We start from the raw sequence: 15,477 nt of genomic DNA, 5'->3' as shown, positions 1-15,477 counted from the left end.
GTGGCGGCGCAAAGCTGGCCAGTAGGTCCAGACATGTGGTCGGGGTGGATTCGCGACATCGATCCGCCAATAAAAAAGCCCCGTTGCCGGGGCTTTTTTCATTGATGTGGCTTGGGCAAATCAGCCCTTGCGCGGAAGTTGCGGCACAAGGCTGCGCTTGCCGCCGTCCTTGCCCTTCGGCTCCGGCTTTGCCGTCGCTGCCTTCTTGGCAACCGCCTTCTTGGCCGGCGCCTTGCGCGGCTTCGGCGTCTCTTCTTCCTCCGGCTCCTTCTTCGGCTTGACCGGCGCCTCGTCGGCGAGCGTTTCAAGCTTCAGACCGGTCTCGCCGGTTTCCTTCTTCTCGACGGTGACGCGCACCGTGCCGCCATGCTTGAGCTTACCGAACAACACCTCGTCAGCCAGCGGCTTCTTGATGTGCTCCTGGATGACACGGCCAAGCGGACGCGCACCCATGCGTTCGTCGTAACCCTTTTCGGCCAGCCAGGCGATCGCCTCGGGCGACAGGTCGAAGGTGACGCCACGCTCGGAAAGCTGGGCTTCGAGCTGCATGACGAACTTCTGCACGACCTGATGCACCACCGGCACCGGCAGCGAGCCGAACGGGATGATGGCATCGAGGCGGTTGCGGAATTCCGGCGTGAACAGCCGGTTGATCGCCTCGACGTCGTCACCTTCGCGCTTGGTCGAGCCGAAGCCGATCGCCGCCCGCTGCGCATCCGACGCGCCCGCATTGGTGGTCATGATCAGGATGACATTGCGGAAGTCGATCGACTTGCCGTTATGGTCGGTCAGCTTGCCGTGGTCCATCACCTGCAACAGGATGTTGAACAGGTCCGGATGCGCCTTTTCGACTTCGTCGAGCAAGAGCACGCAGTGCGGATGCTGGTCGACGCCGTCGGTCAGGAGACCGCCCTGGTCGAAGCCGACATAGCCGGGAGGCGCGCCGATCAGCCGCGAGACGGTGTGGCGTTCCATATATTCCGACATGTCGAAGCGCAGCAGTTCGACGCCGAGCGAGGCGGCGAGCTGCTTGGCGACCTCGGTCTTGCCGACGCCGGTCGGGCCCGAGAACAGGTAGGAGCCGATCGGCTTCTCCGGTTCGCGCAGGCCGGCACGCGCCAGCTTGATCGCCGAGGTCAAGGCGGTGATCGCTGTATCCTGGCCGTAAACGACACGCTTCAGCTCGACATCAAGGCCGGCCAGAACCTTCTCGTCGTCGGCCGAGACGGTTTTTGGCGGAATGCGCGCCATCGTGGCGATGGTCTGCTCGATCTCCTTGATGCCGATCGTCTTCTTGCGCTTCGGCTCGGGCAGCAACATCTGCGAGGCGCCGGTCTCGTCGATGACGTCGATCGCCTTGTCCGGCAGCTTGCGGTCGTTGATGTAGCGGGCCGAAAGCTCAACCGACGCCTTGATCGCCTCAGCGGTGTACTTGACCTTGTGGAACTCCTCGAAATAGGGCTTGAGGCCCTTCATGATCTCGATGGCGTCCTCGACGGTCGGCTCGTTGACGTCGATCTTCTGGAAGCGCCGCACCAGCGCGCGGTCCTTTTCGAAGAACTGGCGGAACTCCTTGTAAGTCGTTGAGCCGATGCAACGAATCGCTCCCGACGAAAGCGCGGGCTTCAACAGGTTCGAGGCGTCCATCGCCCCGCCCGAAGTGGCGCCTGCGCCAATCACGGTATGGATCTCGTCGATGAACAGGATCGCACCGGGATAATCCTCGAGCTCCTTGACGACCTGCTTCAGACGCTCCTCGAAATCGCCGCGATAGCGCGTGCCGGCCAAAAGCGTGCCCATGTCGAGCGCGAAGATGGTGGCGTCCGCCAGCACTTCCGGCACATCGCCTTCAACGATGCGCTTGGCCAGGCCCTCCGCGATCGCCGTCTTGCCGACGCCGGGGTCGCCGACATAGAGCGGATTGTTCTTGGAGCGGCGGCACAGCACCTGGATGGTGCGGTTGATCTCCGGCGCGCGGCCGATGAGCGGATCGATACGCCCGGCCTTGGCCTTGTTGTTGAGGTTGACGCAATAGGCAGTCAGCGCGTCCTGCTGCTTCTTCTTGCCGCTTTCTTCCTGCTGCTCGGCGCCGCCGCTGCCACCACCTTGCTCATCCTCGGCGCCGCGTGGCGTGCGGCCCTCCGACGCGCCGGGGCGCTTGGCGATGCCATGCGAGATGTAGTTGACCGCGTCGTAGCGGGTCATCTGCTGTTCCTGCAGGAAATAGGCGGCATGGCTCTCGCGCTCGGCGAAGATCGCGACGAGTACGTTGGCGCCGGAAACTTCCTCGCGGCCGGACGATTGCACGTGGATGACGGCGCGCTGGATGACGCGCTGGAACCCTGCCGTCGGCTTGGAATCCTCGTCATATCCGGTGACGAGATTGTCGAGTTCGGTGTCGATGTAGGTCAAAACTGTCTGTTTCAACTCGTCCAGATCGACATTGCAGGCGCGCATGACCGCGGCCGCCTCGTTGTCGTCGATCAGGGCAAGCAGAAGATGTTCGAGCGTCGCATATTCATGGTGACGTTCGTTGGCGAAGGTCAGCGCCTGATGAAGCGCCTTTTCCAGGCCCTGGGAGAAAGCCGGCATGTTACCTCACTTCTTCTCCATCACGCATTGCAGCGGATGTTGGTTCTGTCGGGCGAAGTCCATGACCTGAGACACCTTGGTCTCGGCCACTTCGTAGGTATAGACCCCGCACTCGCCCACGCCGTGATTGTGGACATGGAGCATGATGCGCGTGGCAGCCTCGCGGTCCTTCTGGAAGAAACGCTCCAGAACGTGGACCACGAACTCCATCGGGGTGTAGTCGTCGTTGAGGATCAGAACCCGATAGAGGCTGGGCTTCTTGGTCTTGGTTTTGGTGCGCGTGATAACGGCTGTGCCGCGACCGACACCATTGCCGTCGCTGCCGTTCTGCATCCGCGCCACATCTGTTGTGGCAGTCTTACCGGTGGTCACGTATTTCTGCCTCTGGATCGAATCCCCGTACGAACCCGACATGTAGGGTATCGATGCAGGATTTTAAGCCCTTCTGGTTAGCTGACAATATGGCTAGGTCCTCAATCAGCGCCGTTTTTTGCAATCGTGAATTGGTCGCAGGCATGCGCATAAAAAAAACCCGGCCGCGCAGAGGCAGCCGGGCTCGTTGGGCGGGTATCCGAACCCGCAAACCGGAAGATGACGATGTTTACTTCGCCTGCGCGACGGCCGATTCGAACGGCTTGTAGGCGTCCTTGGCGAGATCGGCGTAGAGTTCGCTGATCTTGGTGGCCTCGGCGACGAAAGCCTCATAGGCGTTCTTCACATAGTCGGCCTGGATCTCGACGGCGCTTTCCAGCGACTTGGCCGAAAACAGCTTTTCGACATGGGCGGCGCCATTTTCGAAGCTTTTCTTGGTGTATTCGGTCGCCTCAGTGGCGATCGCCTGAGCGCCCTTCGAAAGCGAAGCAAAGCTCTTCAGGCCGGTATCGGCGAATTCCTTGCTGTATTTGGTGAAATCCTCGTAGGTCTGGCTCATCGGGCATTCCTTTCACGGCGGATTGGTTGTGCGATGCGCAACTTCTATGTTGCAGCGCACAAAAAGTCAATCGCCAGCACCGTGCGCCACGGTTCCTAAAATCTGAATAAAGCTCGTCTCAACAGCCGCCAAAATGATGAACGGGACGGTTACCATAAACGGATTGGTAACGAGCCTTAAGTAATTTGACCGAATGCGGGGCCGGACCTTTGCCGGTCCCCTGGGGTGCAATCAAAATTCATCAAAGGAAGCAGCAGTGCGTCAGGCGTTCAAAGGCATCGTGTCCAATTCGGTCTCTCTTCTCAAAACTTCCATGGTGGCCACGCTCGCGCTGACATTCGCGGCGGCAAGCATCGCGCCTGCCATGGCGGCCCCCTCTTCGGCGATCGTGGTGGATGCCAAGACCGGCAAGACGCTCTACGCCAAGGACGCCAATGCGCGCCGCTATCCGGCGTCGCTGACCAAGATGATGACGCTGTACCTGACCTTCGAAGCACTCAAGGCCGGCCGCATCAGCAAGAATTCGCCGGTCGTCTTCTCGGCCAGGGCCGCGGCCGAACCGCCGACCAAGCTTGGCGTGCGCAAGGGTGGCTCCGTCACGGTCGAGACCGCCATCCTTTCCATGGTCACCAAATCGGCAAACGATTCCTCGACCGCGCTTGCCGAGATGCTGGGCGGCACGGAAGCCAATTTCGCCCGCATGATGACGTCCAAGGCGCGTGCGCTCGGCATGAAGGGCACGGTGTTCCGCAACGCCAACGGCTTGCCGGACCCCGGCCAGTTCACCACCGCTCAGGACATGGCCACCCTCGGCATGGCGCTGCGCGAACATTTCCCGCAGTATTATGGCTACTTCTCGACCCGGTCGTTCGCCTACGGCAAGCGCCAGATCAACGGCCACAATCGCCTGCTCGGCCGCATCAAGGGTGTTGACGGCATCAAGACCGGCTACACCCGCGCATCCGGGTTCAACCTGGTTTCCTCGGTCAATGACGGCAACCGCAAGCTAGTCGCGGTTGTGATGGGCGGCACCTCTGGCGCTTCGCGCGACAACCAGATGGCGAAGCTCATCCAGTCCTACCTGCCGGAATCGTCGACCCGTGGTTCCGGTCCGATCGTTGCGCGTGCATCGAACGACACTGCGGTTGCCGCGCTCTCCAACGCGCTGCTGCCCAAGAAGAACGCCCCGACGCCCGAGGAAAAGCCGGAGACCGTCGTAGCCTCCGCTGACGAAGCCGTGGCCGACGAGGAAGTCGCCGAGGACGCAGTGGTCGAGGAAGCCCCGGCCAAGCCGTCGCGCAAGGACAAGAAGGTGATCGCGGCGGCGGTACCCGTCACCGCGTCGGCAGCCTCTGCGCCGATCCCGGCCGAGCTTCCGGTCGTGCAGGCCTATGCCGCCGAAGAAACGCCGATCGACCGTCTGATGACCGCCTCGACCGCCGACAATTCGGCCGCGGCCAGCACCAGCGCCTCCGGTGCCTGGGCCGTGCAGATCGCGTCGGCGCCGCGCGAGGCCGATGCCAAGGCACAGCTCGACAAGGTCGCCAAACAGGCCGGCCGCGTGCTGGCCAAGGCCTCCGGCTTCACCGTCGCCTTCGACAAGGACGGCACCACCTATTATCGCGCCCGCTTCGGTTTCGAGACCAAGGAAGCGGCGTGGAAGGCCTGCAACGCATTGAAGCGGAAGAGCATCTCCTGCTTCGCAGTACAGCAGTGAGTGGATTTCTCCCGGAAACGTACCGAATCGAAGGAGTTCAGTGGTGATTGGAGAGCAGGACGTCCTTGGCTTCATTGATCCGCGCCGCCAGGAACGACGCGTTTCCGACATCGGGGTGCAGGCGCTGCATCAGGCGGCGGTGCGCCTTGCGGACATCCGTCGCGGCGGCGCCCGTTTCAAGACCAAGGATCTTGTAGGCCTCCTCCTTAGTCATGGCGCCCGGACCTGGCGCAATACGCAGCCCCTCGCCACGATACGTCTGCGTGTCGAGGCGCCAGACGGGAAATCGGCCGTCAAGATACGCCTCTAGCAACTGGCGGCTGTCGGCATCGACGGCCAGTTCGCGGTAGAGACGGCCCAGTTCCGTCAAATTCATCGCCCCCAGCATGCGCCCTTCGCTGAGGCCGGCAAGCACGAGACCTTCGAGCCGTCCCGTGTCGTGATCGAGTTCCATTTCCAGGGCAGCCGTCCGCACGATGGATTGGCGGGCGATCAGCGGCAGTGATTTGGCTTGCCTGCGCAGTAGCGCGTAGAGCCCGGCCGCGACGGCCAGAATGAGCAATCCCATCCCGGTGCGGCCAATAGCGAGAATTCCAGCGCCGGCGGCGCCCAGCCCCACCGGCAGGGCAATGCGGACATTGGCTGCAACGGCCCTGGGATCGGCGCGCAAAAACAGCCCCGCCATGCCCAGTACAGCAAGCAACACCGCAATCATCGCGATCGCAATCGCCATGGCCGACCACCTTGGTTAACTGCAGTGTAGCGCGATCCGGGCGCCGTACCAATATTCGACTAACGGTCGCGCGGCGGGATGCTTCCCGCGTGACCTTCAGAGCAATCCGAGTTCGGCGAGTTCCTGCCTGAGTTTTGGCGGCATCTCCGCCCAACCGACCCTGCCCTTGCCGAGATCGGCCGGCGCATCGGCGGGCTTCAGATAACGCCAGCCCTGGAAGGCGCGGCGCGGCTGCCATTCGGTACGCGTAACGATCGGATCAAGCACCAGATGGCAGCGGCCGATGCCCTCGGCGTCGGTGAACGGCCGGATTTCGGTGATCAGCTGCCGGCACTGCACGCTGCCCTTGATGACCCAGTAGAGCGATCCGCCGTCAACGATCTCGGCGGCGCGCGTCGGCACCATGCGCGTGGTATGATATTGCTCGACGGGCTCGCCGGCCCGCCGTCTCTCGTCGAGCCGGAAGACAATCCACTCCTCCAGATCCTCGACGCTGTCGCAGCCGACGCAAAGCTTGATGAGATTGAGAGACATGGCTGGAAGGTAGTACGCTGGCCGGCAGGGTCAACGGCCTGCGCGACTTCTCCACAATGCCAGGATAGGTGCGGTCAGCACTCCACAACGTTGACCGCGAGGCCGCCCAGGCTGGTTTCCTTGTATTTCTCGTTCATGTCGAGGCCGGTCTGACGCATGGTCTCGATGGCCGCGTCCAGCGGCACGAAATGCTTGCCGTCGCCTTTAATGGCGAGCGAGGCGGCTGTCACCGCCTTCACGGCGCCAAGCGCGTTGCGCTCGATGCATGGCACCTGCACCAAGCCTGCAACGGGATCGCAGGTCATGCCGAGATGGTGCTCGAGCGCGATCTCGGCCGCATTCTCCACCTGCTCGGGATTGCCGCCCATGACCGCGCAAAGCCCGGCGGCCGCCATCGCCGAGGCCGAACCCACCTCGCCCTGGCAACCGACCTCGGCCCCGGAGATCGAGGCATTCGACTTGATGATGCCGCCAATGGCCGCCGCGGTCAGCAGGAAATCGCGGATCGAGGCCTGATCGGCCTCGGGATGGAAATGCAGCCAATAGCGCATGACGGCCGGCACCACGCCAGCGGCGCCGTTGGTCGGCGCCGTCACCACGCGCCCGCCGGCGGCGTTCTCTTCGTTGACCGCCATCGCGTAGATCGACAGCCAGTCATTGGCGAGCAGCGGGTTCGGCCGGTTCTGCTGCCATTGCTCCTGCAACTTGTCATGCAACTGGCGCGCGCGCCGGCGCACCTTCAACCCGCCGGGCATGATGCCTTCCTGGCTGAGGCCGCGGTCGATGCAGCCGCGCATGGCGTCCCACACCGCGTCGAGCCCGGCATCCAGCTTTTCGCGCGACATGTGCGTCTCTTCATTGATCCGCTTCATCTCGGCGATGGAAAGGCCGCTTTTCTCAGCCATCTTGAGCATTTCGACGGCGTTCTTGAAGGGATGCGGTACCTTCTTGCCTTCGGTCGTCACCGACCCCTTCGTCTTCATGCGCTGCAGTTCTTCCTCGGAAACGACGAAGCCGCCGCCGATCGAATAATAGATACGCTTGAGCAGCAGCCGATCGGCGCTGTCATAGGCATAGAAGGCCATGCCGTTGGCGTGGCCGGTCAGCGGGGTCTTCTTGTCCAGAACCAGATCCTTGGCCGGGTCGAATCGATAGGACGATGAGCGCCCCTGCGGCCTGATCTGCTTGCTCGCGGTGATTTCGGCGACGATCTCGTCGGCTTTGTCGGGGTCGACGGTCTGCGGTGTCTGACCGGCGAGACCCAGCACGACGGCGCGGTCCGTGCCATGGCCGATGCCGGTATAGGCGAGCGACCCGTGCAGGCTGGCGCCGATTCGCTCCACCTTCACACCCGAAGGCCGGGGCCAGTCACCATTCTCGACCTCGTCAAGAAAGCGCACGGCCGCCGTCATCGGGCCCATCGTGTGCGAACTGGATGGACCGATGCCGATCTTGAACAGGTCGAAAACTGAAAGAAACACGCCTGAAAAGCTCCCAAACCGCGCCAGAAACGGCAACGCACCTTAGTTGATCATTCCGTCATTCGCCACGCGGGCGCTAGAGGCCGCCCCGACGTTCATTTCGCTGCAAACGACATCATCCATAAGCTTCGAGAACGAAGCCACCATCATGTAAAATAGGGTGCATGGGCGATTCTTTCCTCTTTTCCCCGAATGACATCGCAGCTCTGGTTTTCTACCTGGGCGTCTGGGTGTTTTTCGCGCTGGCCGCCGACGGCAGGCTGTTCCGTCGTATTTCGTTGACGAGCGCCATGAACGTTCAGCGCGAAGCCTGGATGCGCACCATGGCGAAGCGCGAACTGCGCATGATCGACACCTCGATCATGATCGGCCTGCAGCAAGGCACGGCCTTCTTCGCCTCGAGTTCGATCTTCGCCATCGGCGGCTGTTTTGCGTTGCTCGGCGCTTCGAACCATGTGCTGGCGGTCGTCTCGTCCCTGCCCTATGCCGCCAGCCCGGCGCAGGGCCTGTTCGAAACCAAGATCCTTGGGCTGATCGCCTTGCTCGCCTACGCTTTTTTCAAATTCGGCTGGTCTTACCGGCTGTTCAATTACTGTTCGATCCTGATTGGCGCGGTGCCGACCACGCAGGAAGGCATCGTCGCGCCGCATGAGACCGAGGCGGCGGTGATGCGCGCCGCCAAAATGAACATACTGGCCGGCAAGCATTTCAACGCCGGGCTGCGTGGCATCTTCTTTTCGCTCGCCTATCTCGGCTGGTTCGTGAATGCCGGCGTCTTCGCCGCCACCACGCTGATCCTGCTCGCGGTTCTGGTGCGCCGGCAGTTTTTCTCCAATGCCCGCGCCGCCGTTCTGGTCGCCGTCGCGCCTCAGGCCGGCCCCGGGAACGGCTGATCGATCTTTCCGGTCAGCCAGTAGGCGAAAAGCCCGATCCACTCCTTGGCGGCGACCGTCGTCGTCTCCAGCGCGTCGATCGCGTTGTCCGTGAACAGGCCGACGCCTTCCTTGCCGGATGTGCGGTAGTCGACCGGCCAGGGCACGGTCGGGAATCCCGCCTTGTCGAACAGCGCCTTGGAACGGGGCATGTGGAAGGCCGAGGTCACCAGAAGCCAGGTTTCGCCGGGCTTGGGCGTCACCAGCTTGCGGGTGAAGACGGCGTTTTCGTAGGTGTTTCGCGATTCGGTCTCAAGAACGAGGCGTTCCTTGGCCACGCCGAGCGCCGTCAGCAGCCGCTCGGCGGTGACGGCGTCGCCTTCGCCTTCCAGGATCAGTTCGCCGGCACCGCCCGAGACGACGACCTTGGCGTCGGGATAGCGGCGGGCGAGGATCGCCGTCTCGACGAAACGATCGCCCGCCGTGCTGAGCTCATAGCCGCCGCGCGCGAGGTTGATCGCCCCCTCCATGCCACCGCCCAGCACGACGATGCCGGCAACCTGGCCAGGTGCTGCCGGGCGCTGGTAGCGCGCCTGCAACGGCTCGATGATGATGGCGCCAAACGAGGTCCAGACCGAAAGCACGAGCACCAGGACCGCGACAACCGTGCCCGCCCGCTGCAGCCTGCGCAAACCGAAGAAGCCCGCGAGCAGGCCCGCCAAAAGCAGGACAATCGCCAGGTTCAAGGGCTGAGCAAAGAACCAGAACACTTTGGAAAGAAGGAAGAACATCGATCCGTCCCGTGGCTGTTGCCCACATCCGAGCGGTGGTGCGATCCCGTCACCTCGACGGGATCGGCCGCCTACCGGTTCACGATTTCAGCAGAATTCGGGCAAAACTGCGGGCTGTCGCGCGCATGACGTGAACGCGGCAGCCAAGCAAACCGTTACCACCACTTCTCCGGCTGGAATCCGCCCGCGGCCTTTTCGATGACATGCGCGGTCTGGAACAGGGTTTCCTCGTCGAACGGGCGGCCGATGAGCTGCAGGCCGAGCGGCAGGCCGTGCTGGTCGAGGCCGGCGGGCACGGCAATGCCCGGCAGGCCGGCCATGTTCACGGTGACCGTGAAAATGTCGTTCAGATACATCTTCACCGGGTCAGCGGCCATGTCCTGATCGGCCACGCCAAAGGCGGCCGACGGCGTCGCCGGCGTCAGGATGACGTCGACGCCGGCGGCGAAGGCATCCTCGAAATCCTTCTTGATCAGCGTGCGCACCTTCTGCGCCTGCAGGTAGTAGGCGTCGTAATAACCCGCCGACAGCACGTAGGTGCCGATCATGATGCGGCGCTTGACCTCGCGGCCGAAACCGGCGGCACGGGTCTTTTCATACATGTCGACGATGTCCTTGCCCGGAACGCGCAGGCCGTAGCGCACGCCGTCATAACGGGCGAGGTTCGACGACGCCTCGGCCGGCGCCACGATGTAATAGGCCGGCAGCGCGTATTTGGTGTGCGGAAGCGAGATGTCGACGATCTCGGCACCCGCCTCCTTCAGCCATGCGATGCCCTGCTGCCACAGCGCCTCGATCTCTCCCGGCATGCCGTCGACGCGGTATTCCTTCGGAATGCCGATCTTCATGCCCTTGATCGAACGGCCGAGCGCCGCCTCGTAGTCCGGCACCGGACGATCAACGGAGGTTGTGTCCTTCGCATCGACCGAGGCCATGGATTTTAACAGGATGGCGGCGTCGCGCACGTCACGGGCGATCGGCCCGGCCTGGTCGAGCGACGAAGCGAAGGCAACAGTGCCCCAGCGCGAGACGCGGCCATAGGTCGGCTTGATGCCGACGGTTCCGGTGAATGCGGCCGGCTGGCGGATCGAGCCGCCGGTGTCGGTGGCGGTGGCACCGGCGCACAGGAAGGCTGAGACGGCCGCAGCCGAACCGCCGGACGAACCGCCGGGAACCAGCTGCATGTTGTCGTAGGTGCGGTTTTCCTTGACGCCACCAGGCTTCACGAAACCGACGCCGCCGTCATGGAAGGTCGGGGTGACGGTGGTCTGGACGCTCGATCGGCGCCACGGATTGATCACAGGGCCATAATAGGACGTCTCGTTGGACGAGCCCATGGCGAATTCGTCCATGTTGAGCTTGCCGAGCATGACCGCGCCGTCGGCCCACAGATTGGCGCTGACAGTCGATTCATAATGCGGCTTGAAACCGTCCAGCACATGGCTGCAAGCCTGCGTGTGCACGCCTTCTGTGGCGAACAGGTCCTTGATGCCGAGCGGAATGCCTTCCAGCGCCCCGCCCTCGCCCCTGGCGAGCTTGGCGTCGGAGGCCTTGGCCATGTCACGTGCCTTGTCGTGGGTGACCGCGACATAGGCGTTGATCACGGGATTGGCCTGGTCGATCGCGCTGAGATACGCATCGGTGATCTCGCCGGCGGAGAATTCCTTCGCCCGCAGCTTGGCGCGTGCTTCGGCTATGGTCAGTCTGGTCAGATCACTCATCGGGCAAACTTCATTTCATAAATCGCGAATGGCCGGGACAAGGTTTTCGGAACCGCATTGCAGGCAGAAAAGCCGCGACGCTATTCCACCACCTTCGGCACGAGGAAAAAGTTCTCTTCGGTCGCCGGTGCGTTGGCGACGATATCGGCGGCCTTGTTGCCGTCGGTGACGACGTCCTCGCGCTTCCTCATCGCCATCGGCGTCACCGAAGTCATCGGCTCGATCCCGGTAACATCGACCTCGTTCAGCTGCTCGACGAAGCCGAGAATGGTGTTGAGCTCGCCAGTCATGCGGGCCGCGTCCTCCTCGTCCACAGCGATGCGGGCAAGGTGCGCGACGCGCTTGACGGTCTTAATGTCGACGGACATGGAAGCCTCGGCAATCGTGTCGGAAAAGATCAAGCGGCTATAACCGCGCGCCGCGCCGCGCGCAACCTCGAACGGCGCTAACCGCCGGCACCGCGCCTAGAGCGAGATCGTCTCGCCAACCTTCGGCAACGCCACTTTCGTACCAGTCCCCTCCATGCCGGCAACGAACTTGTCGGCCGACTGGTCGATGACCGGGAAAGTGCCGAAGTGGCATGGCACGACCGTGTCGAACTTGAAGAAGCGCCGGCAGGCAAGGGCCGCCACCGCACCGCCCATTGTGAAACGGTCGCCGATCGGCACCAGGCCGATCTTCGGCTGATGCAATTCGTTGATCAGCGCCATGTCGGAGAAGATATCGGTGTCGCCCATGTGATAGAGCGTCTCGTCGTCGGGGAAATGCAGGATCAGCCCGCCGGGATTGCCCATATAGGTGTTGGTGCCGCCCTCGCCCGACAGCGACGAGGAATGCAGCGCCTGCACGAAGGTGGTGGTGAAGCCGCCGCAATCGACGGTGCCGCCGATATTGCCGGGATTGATCTTGTCAGCAGAAACGCCCTTGCCGACCAGGAACATGCAGATCTCGAAATTGGCGACCAGCATGGCGCCGCTCTTCTTCAGGATGTCGGCGGCGCTGCCGACATGGTCGTCATGGCCATGGGTGAGCAGGACATGGGTGACGCCGTCGGCGACGCCTTCCCAACCGCCGCCCCAGGACGGGTTGCCCACCAGGAAGGGATCGATCAGGATCGTCGCATCGCCCGCCTCGACCCGAAACGCCGAGTGCCCGTACCAGGTGAGTTTCATCTACTGCTCCTCGATTTTGCGAAAACAGGAAGATAGAACGGCAGCGGGTCAAGTCAAAGGAAAGCACTTGGGTATAATCGCAATCGAAGACGTGCCTCCCCTGCTGGCCTCGGGCGGTACACTGGCCGGCATCGACCTCGGCGACAAGACCATCGGAGTGGCGGTGTCGGACCGAGGCCAGTCCTTCGCGCATCCACGCCCGGTCATCATGCGCAAGAAGTTCTCGCTCGATGCCGCCGCGCTGCTCACGCTTCTCGGCAAGGAGAATGTCGCGGCCATCGTCATCGGCCTGCCGATCAACATGGATGGTTCCGAGGGGCCTCGCGCGCAGAAATCCCGTGCCTTCGTGCGCAACATGGCGCCGCTCAGCCCGCTGCCCTTCATTTTGTGGGACGAGCGGCTGTCCACGGTCGCCGCCGAACGCGCGCTCTTGGAAATGGATGTGTCGCGCCGCAAGCGCGAAACGCGCATCGATTCGGCGGCAGCCGCCTTTATTCTGCAGGGAGCCTTGGACCGCCTTCGAGCATTGAGCTGACCCGCTTGGCGCTGTCTCGCGCGGCAGCCCTGCCGCGCCACCATGCCGCGATCTTCTTGCGCCGGCGGAAGGCGATGATGCCGGCCACGAGGAAACTATCGAAAACACATGCCCTGGCGACCATGCCGGGAATGATGGCCGGATCGATGCCGAGGATCTCCCCGTAGAGCTGGAAGACCATGTCGTGCAGCTGGCGGCTCAGCATCACATAGCCAAAGTTCATGTCGTTGAGCGACAGGAAGTACCAGCCCCAGAAAAGTACGAGCGGCGTGATCCAAAGCAGCAGCAAGGTGCGCATCAGCCCACCTTTCCGGCTGCTCGACGCCGGAATCCCGCATACGCCTTAACCATAACCGCCCAATGGGCGGTTCTGTTCTGGCCTTTGAATGGTTGCGGAACGCGGCGCATGGTCTTCCTATCGTGGGAAAAGACAGTGGGGCTTGTCGCCCCGCGCTGCAATGGAAACCATTTGTTAAGGTTAACAGGCAGGGCCCCTTACCTTCTCCCCTTGCGGGAGAAGGTGGCCGAGCCCCGGCGGCAAAGCCGCCGTCGAAGGCGAGGTCGGATGAGGGGTGCTGGAGGAAACGAGGCGTTTCGGAACTAGCACCCGTCAAAACCCACTTCGCATCCTGCGAAGTAACACTCCGTCCAACACCCCTCATCCGCCTTCGCCAGCGGCGGCTTTGCCGCCGGGCTCAGGCACCTTCTCCCACAAGGGGAGAAGGGAAGGCTCGATCGGTGCTAGTTCGTCTCCGGATAGAGCGTGTCCAGGATCATGCGGGCGTCGTGGCGCGAATCCAGCATGCCATAGGTGTTACGCCATTGGCCGGCCAGCCGCGTTTCGATGAAGGCATCGGCGATGCGCCCTGCCCCCAGCCGCTTCAACTCCGCCGCGGCCGCCGCCAGCGCCAGCTGTTCCGTCAAAATCCGGGCTGAGCCTTCGTCGGTCGAAGCCACTTGCATGGCCGCCTTCAGGACACTGATCGTGCCACGCCCATTGGCGCCGAGGTCGCGGTCGATACCGGCGAGAACCTCCTCGAAGAGCGCCGGCGCCCGGCTGACGACACGCAGCACGTCCAGCGCCATAACGTTGCCGGACCCTTCCCAGATCGCGTTGACCGGCGCCTCGCGATAATAGCGCGCCAGCGGCGCCTCCTCGACATAGCCATTGCCGCCGAGGCATTCCATCGCCTCGTAGAGCAGCGGCGGCGCGATCTTGCAGACCCAGTATTTCACCACCGGGGTCATGGCGCGGGCAAAGGCCGCCTCGCCGCGATCGGCGGCGGCCTCGTCGAAGGAACGCGCCAGGCGGAACGACAGCGCCGTGGCGGCGGCGACGTCCAGCGCCATGTCGGCCAGAACGCGCTGCATTAAGGGCTGGTCGATCAGGTTCGCACCGAACACCTTGCGATAGCGGCAATGGTGAACCGCCTCCGCCAGCCCTGCCCGCATGAGCGCTGCGGAGGCTACCGCACAATCCAGCCTGGTCAGCGTGACCATATCCATGATCGTCTTGATGCCGTGGCCAGGCTCGCCCACCATCTCGCCGATGGCGTTTTCGAACTCCACTTCCGACGAGGCATTGGAACGGTTGCCGAGTTTGTCCTTGAGACGCTGGAAACGGAACCCGTTGCCCGAACCATCGCCAAGGATGCGCGGCACCAGGAAGCACGACAGACCTTCCGACGCTTGCCCGAGCACCAGGAACGCATCCGACATCGGCGCCGACATGAACCATTTGTGCCCGGTGAGGCGATAAAAGCCGCTGGAACCGGCGCGCTCGGCCTTTGTCGTGTTGGCACGCACATCCGTGCCGCCCTGCTTCTCGGTCATGCCCATGCCGAGCGTCAGCCCAGCCTTTTCCACCGGCGGCTTTTGCGCCTGGTCGTATTTGCGCGTCGTCACCCGCGGCGCCCACTCCCGGAAAATCTTCGGGTTGGCCATCAAGGCGGCCAGCGAGGCGTTGGTCATGGTGATCGGGCAAAGATGGCCAGTCTCGAGCTCTGCCGTCAGATAGAAGCGCGCGGCGCGCACCTGATGGCGGCGGCCGATCTCGGCCTCGCCGTTTTCCCAGACAGAGGAATGCAACCCGTTGGCGACCGAGCGGCGCATCAGGGCATGATAGGCAGGGTGGAACTCGACCAGGTCGATGCGTTTGCCCTGCCGGTCATGCGTCCGCAATTTCGGCGTGTCGGTGTTGGCGAGGCGAGCGAGATCCTGCGCCTCCTGCGTCAGCACGAAGCGGCCCAGCCCGTCGAGATCCTTGCGCACGGGTTCGGAAAAGCGCTCGGCCAGCTGAATCAGCAGCGGGTCGCCTCGCCAGGCATTTCCGCCGGCGAGCGGCGGCGGCTGGTTCATCACGTCGTCGGCCACGCGTTCCCTTTCATTCCGGTTCCAA

15 protein-coding genes are annotated in these 15,477 nt (G+C 63.1%); 3 read left to right on the top strand and 12 right to left on the bottom strand.

Annotated elements, in window-relative coordinates:
- Window positions 1–120: 120 nt before the first annotated feature.
- The 3 genes from clpA to FZF13_RS22910 form a co-directional block, all read right to left on the bottom strand.
- A complete protein-coding gene (gene clpA / locus FZF13_RS22920; RefSeq protein ID WP_024924117.1) occupies window positions 121–2,592 on the bottom strand; it encodes an ATP-dependent Clp protease ATP-binding subunit ClpA in 2,472 nt (823 codons plus the stop codon).
- Between the two features lie 6 nt (window positions 2,593–2,598).
- Window positions 2,599–2,925, bottom strand: a complete 327-nt coding sequence (gene clpS / locus FZF13_RS22915; RefSeq protein WP_024924118.1) for an ATP-dependent Clp protease adapter ClpS — start codon at window positions 2,923–2,925, stop codon at window positions 2,599–2,601.
- A gap of 268 nt (window positions 2,926–3,193) precedes the next feature.
- Window positions 3,194–3,523 carry a phasin family protein gene (locus tag FZF13_RS22910; protein ID WP_024924119.1) on the bottom strand — a complete coding sequence of 110 codons (330 nt, stop codon included), beginning with the start codon at window positions 3,521–3,523 and terminating at the stop codon, window positions 3,194–3,196.
- Window positions 3,524–3,779: 256 nt separating this feature from the next.
- On the opposite strand from FZF13_RS22910, the gene FZF13_RS22905 reads away from it, so the two are divergent.
- Complete coding sequence (locus FZF13_RS22905; protein ID WP_024924120.1) at window positions 3,780–5,240, top strand: D-alanyl-D-alanine carboxypeptidase; 1,461 nt, start codon at window positions 3,780–3,782, stop codon at window positions 5,238–5,240.
- Between the two features lie 37 nt (window positions 5,241–5,277).
- Here FZF13_RS22905 and FZF13_RS22900 read toward each other — a convergent pair whose 3' ends face one another.
- From FZF13_RS22900 to FZF13_RS22890, 3 genes are all read right to left on the bottom strand, one after another.
- A complete protein-coding gene (locus tag FZF13_RS22900) occupies window positions 5,278–5,973 on the bottom strand; it encodes a DnaJ domain-containing protein (RefSeq protein WP_024924121.1) in 696 nt (231 codons plus the stop codon).
- 96 nt (window positions 5,974–6,069) lie between these two features.
- Window positions 6,070–6,507 carry a DUF1489 family protein gene (locus tag FZF13_RS22895; protein WP_024924122.1) on the bottom strand — a complete coding sequence of 146 codons (438 nt, stop codon included), beginning with the start codon at window positions 6,505–6,507 and terminating at the stop codon, window positions 6,070–6,072.
- A gap of 74 nt (window positions 6,508–6,581) precedes the next feature.
- On the bottom strand, window positions 6,582–7,988 hold the full coding sequence (locus FZF13_RS22890; protein ID WP_024924123.1) for an L-serine ammonia-lyase: 1,407 nt from the start codon (window positions 7,986–7,988) through the stop codon (window positions 6,582–6,584).
- A 164-nt stretch (window positions 7,989–8,152) separates the two neighbouring features.
- On the opposite strand from FZF13_RS22890, the gene FZF13_RS22885 reads away from it, so the two are divergent.
- Window positions 8,153–8,881 carry a DUF599 domain-containing protein gene (locus tag FZF13_RS22885; protein WP_024924124.1) on the top strand — a complete coding sequence of 243 codons (729 nt, stop codon included), beginning with the start codon at window positions 8,153–8,155 and terminating at the stop codon, window positions 8,879–8,881.
- On the opposite strand, the gene FZF13_RS22880 is transcribed toward FZF13_RS22885, so the two are convergent.
- From FZF13_RS22880 to FZF13_RS22865, 4 genes are all read right to left on the bottom strand, one after another.
- Window positions 8,857–9,651: a YdcF family protein gene (locus FZF13_RS22880; RefSeq protein ID WP_024924125.1), complete on the bottom strand. Its 795-nt coding sequence runs from the start codon at window positions 9,649–9,651 to the stop codon at window positions 8,857–8,859. The two genes, FZF13_RS22885 and FZF13_RS22880, sit on opposite strands and share 25 nt — an antisense overlap.
- A gap of 155 nt (window positions 9,652–9,806) precedes the next feature.
- Window positions 9,807–11,372 (bottom strand): amidase, encoded by a 1,566-nt coding sequence (locus tag FZF13_RS22875; RefSeq protein WP_024924126.1) that lies wholly within the window; start codon window positions 11,370–11,372, stop codon window positions 9,807–9,809.
- An 80-nt stretch (window positions 11,373–11,452) separates the two neighbouring features.
- Entirely contained in the window at window positions 11,453–11,740 is a 288-nt protein-coding gene (gene gatC, locus FZF13_RS22870) for an Asp-tRNA(Asn)/Glu-tRNA(Gln) amidotransferase subunit GatC (protein WP_024924127.1), read from the bottom strand.
- A gap of 96 nt (window positions 11,741–11,836) precedes the next feature.
- Window positions 11,837–12,544 (bottom strand): metal-dependent hydrolase, encoded by a 708-nt coding sequence (locus tag FZF13_RS22865; protein WP_024924128.1) that lies wholly within the window; start codon window positions 12,542–12,544, stop codon window positions 11,837–11,839.
- 67 nt (window positions 12,545–12,611) lie between these two features.
- On the opposite strand from FZF13_RS22865, the gene ruvX reads away from it, so the two are divergent.
- Window positions 12,612–13,079: a Holliday junction resolvase RuvX gene (gene ruvX / locus FZF13_RS22860; protein ID WP_024924129.1), complete on the top strand. Its 468-nt coding sequence runs from the start codon at window positions 12,612–12,614 to the stop codon at window positions 13,077–13,079.
- On the opposite strand, the gene FZF13_RS22855 is transcribed toward ruvX, so the two are convergent.
- Together FZF13_RS22855 and FZF13_RS22850 are read right to left on the bottom strand one after the other, a co-directional pair.
- Window positions 13,036–13,377, bottom strand: coding sequence for a DUF6105 family protein (locus FZF13_RS22855; RefSeq protein ID WP_024924130.1), 342 nt, complete (start codon window positions 13,375–13,377; stop codon window positions 13,036–13,038). The genes ruvX and FZF13_RS22855 overlap by 44 nt on opposite strands.
- A 443-nt stretch (window positions 13,378–13,820) precedes the next feature.
- The gene (locus FZF13_RS22850; protein ID WP_024926923.1) at window positions 13,821–15,452 is read right to left on the bottom strand and encodes a DNA alkylation response protein; all 1,632 of its coding nucleotides are present in this window, start codon (window positions 15,450–15,452) and stop codon (window positions 13,821–13,823) included.
- Window positions 15,453–15,477: the final 25 nt, after the last annotated feature.

Source organism: Mesorhizobium terrae, from assembly GCF_008727715.1.
GTDB lineage: Bacteria > Pseudomonadota > Alphaproteobacteria > Rhizobiales > Rhizobiaceae > Mesorhizobium > Mesorhizobium terrae.
The sequence above is the reverse complement of the archived record's forward strand: the minus strand, read 5'-3'. Positions and strand labels throughout refer to the sequence as shown.